Here is a 2,428-nt window from a genome sequence, read left to right as displayed (position 1 = left end):
TTCTTCAACAAACTCAAGCATTTTCGAGCCATCGCGACCCGCTACGACAAGCTCGCCAAAATATTCCTGGCCGGCGTCCAGCTCGCTTCTGCTATGATCTTGCTCAACTGAAGACAGGCCCTAGTTGCAGAAATCAAGAATCATGATTTCGAGGAACGTTTGACGCTGCGCGGATGGATGGTTTCGCCGCGACGAAGCATGGCCAGGAGTTCCGTGATCTTCGCCGCACGCTTCTCAGCGGTCTTTGCTTGGTGAACCCGATAGATAATGGCGTAGCGATTCGCCGAGTCCAAAGCGTCAAACACCTTACGAAGCGGTGGATCATCATCCAGCGCTGCCTCCAAATCAGCGTGGGGAGCGGCCGTGCTCTGCGATGGGTACGCGGCCTCCCATCGCCCGTCCGCTTTTGCCGCGTGAACCTGCGCCAGCCCTTGTTCTGTCATCTGGCCCGACACGATCAGCCGCTCGGCGCGTTCACAATTTATTTTCGACCACGCGCTCTTTGGTTTCCGCGGCGTGAAACGCGTCTTGAAGTAAAACTCATCCACACGTCCCAACTGCGCATCAATCCAACCATGCGCGAGGGCAAGGTCTATGGCGTCGGACTTGCTGATTGTTGCCTCTGCCGCTCCTTTCTTGGCGAATTTCAACCAGGCACCTTGAGAGTTGCGGGGTTGGGCTGCCAACCAACGCTTGAATGCCGATGGGCTTGAAAAACTCAGAAGCGGAAGTTTGTCAGAGAGCATCATGATAGCATGGCGCCGTGCAATACGACCGGATTGGGTCCTGAGAGAAAAAAGCAAGGACTGAAGTCAGCGCTGCAGCCGCCGGCCGACCCGCACCAGCGTCTGATCGGGGTCGGAAAGCGCGAATTCGTAAGTGCCCCAGGGCTTATCCTCGGGCGCTTTCTTGCCGGCGAGCTCATTTCCAAATTCGGCGGCGAGCGCGTCGACGTCGTCCGTATAGAGATAAAGCCCGAACGGGTTGCGGCCCGGAACCAGCCAGTCCTCGACGGCATCGGTAAGGTGCAGCTCGCCGCCCTTGTCGGTGAGGATGCGATAGTTGCTTTCCCATTGAGGTGGCGCGCCGTCGCGGCGCACCCGCGAAAAGCCAAGCCTGTTATAAAATGCTTCCGACGCGTCCAGGTCATTGCAGGGGAGCGTGGCGACCATAGCGTGAGATGGCCTCATCTTTCTCTCCATTCGACGTGGAATTCTGATGTCAAGCGCAATCGCGGGTGACACGGATTTGCCCCGTTCCCTTCTTTGGGAGCCACTACATAATGTCAATATTGCGGAGCGCAGATCGCGGCCTGCTCCGAAGGATGCCGACCGCGGCTCGCAAGCTTGTGCATCCCTGCATTTCCGGCGGCACAAATCCCGGCAACCTGCCGTCCACCCCGGGTCGGCCTCCTGGTTGATCTTCTCCAGACAGGCGCCGGACTGCGCGGCCCGCTCGCTGGGCCGGGCGCTCGGAAAATCGACCCCGGCGGGGAACGGCAGGCCTCCCGGACGGCCGAGCACCGTGCCGACATGGCCGGTCGCAAGCCGGCCACCAAGATAGTTCAGGCGCTGTATTCGCATCGGCGCATCTATGACCCAACCAAGGCGACACGATGGGGCGCGCCGCGGCGGCGTCCGCGACATTACGCATCACGATGACGAGCTATTCGACCTCGAATGGGCCAGCTATAGGCTCGTGGCATGTACCGCACCCTCGCCGCCGATGAAATCATCGCGACACTCGCCCGGCTCGAGCAGCGCATTGGAGAAAGATTTCCTGGCGCGGGTCTCGCCCGCGTCTGCGCCGAGTTGACCGAGATCGCCCGGCAGACGCACCGACGTTCCGGTGAAATCGCTCGGCCGAACCTCTGGCTGCGAAGCATCGTCGGGATCATCCTGGTGGCCGGCGCCGCACTGCTCGCGTTCGTCGGCGTCAAATTGTGGTCGAATACCAAGACCAGCGACGACTTGTACGGCACGCTGCAAGGCATCGACGCGGGTTTCAACATTCTGGTGCTGATGGGGGCCGCACTGTTCTTCCTGTTTAACATCGAGGAAATGATCAAGCGGCGACGCGCGTTGAAGGCGCTTCATGAGCTGCGCTCCATCATTCACGTCATCGACATGCATCAGTTGACGAAGGATCCGAGCACGAAGGCTTCGGTCAACCAGCCGACCACATCCTCGCCGAAACGTTCGCTCACGCCTTACGTGTTAAGGATCCTGTGCGAGAGGCCGCAACGAAAGAAGGTCCCTCGTCAAACCGGCAGCAGCTCCATCAGCCCCAACGAATTGAAAGTTGGACTGAAGAGATTCGTTCAAATAATCGGCATTACCAGCATTGATAGAAGAAACGTAGAATCTAACTTTTCGACCAGAACTGATGTCGCGAGCAAATAATTTTCTAAAACAATCGTATTTAATTG

Annotated in this window: 3 protein-coding genes and 1 pseudogene; 2 read left to right on the top strand and 2 right to left on the bottom strand. The window is 58.4% G+C overall.

What is annotated here, in order from left to right; genetic code table 11:
• Positions 1-111, top strand: a pseudogene (locus WCB02_RS05350) (IS5/IS1182 family transposase); the annotation flags it as partial.
• Between the two features lie 29 nt (positions 112-140).
• Here the strand turns inward: WCB02_RS05350 and WCB02_RS05345 are convergent.
• Together WCB02_RS05345 and WCB02_RS05340 are read right to left on the bottom strand one after the other, a co-directional pair.
• Positions 141-746, bottom strand: coding sequence for a YdeI/OmpD-associated family protein (locus WCB02_RS05345; RefSeq protein WP_423956798.1), 606 nt, complete (start codon positions 744-746; stop codon positions 141-143).
• A 66-nt stretch (positions 747-812) separates the two neighbouring features.
• Entirely contained in the window at positions 813-1,190 is a 378-nt protein-coding gene (locus WCB02_RS05340) for a VOC family protein (protein WP_423956797.1), read from the bottom strand.
• 513 nt (positions 1,191-1,703) lie between these two features.
• Between WCB02_RS05340 and WCB02_RS05335 the strand changes: the two genes are divergently transcribed.
• Positions 1,704-2,402, top strand: coding sequence for a hypothetical protein (locus WCB02_RS05335; protein WP_423956796.1), 699 nt, complete (start codon positions 1,704-1,706; stop codon positions 2,400-2,402).
• Positions 2,403-2,428 lie beyond the last annotated feature (26 nt).

It is taken from the genome of Bradyrhizobium sp. (assembly GCF_049581145.1).
Lineage (GTDB): Bacteria > Pseudomonadota > Alphaproteobacteria > Rhizobiales > Xanthobacteraceae > Bradyrhizobium.
This window is presented reverse-complemented; position numbering and strand designations above follow the sequence as displayed.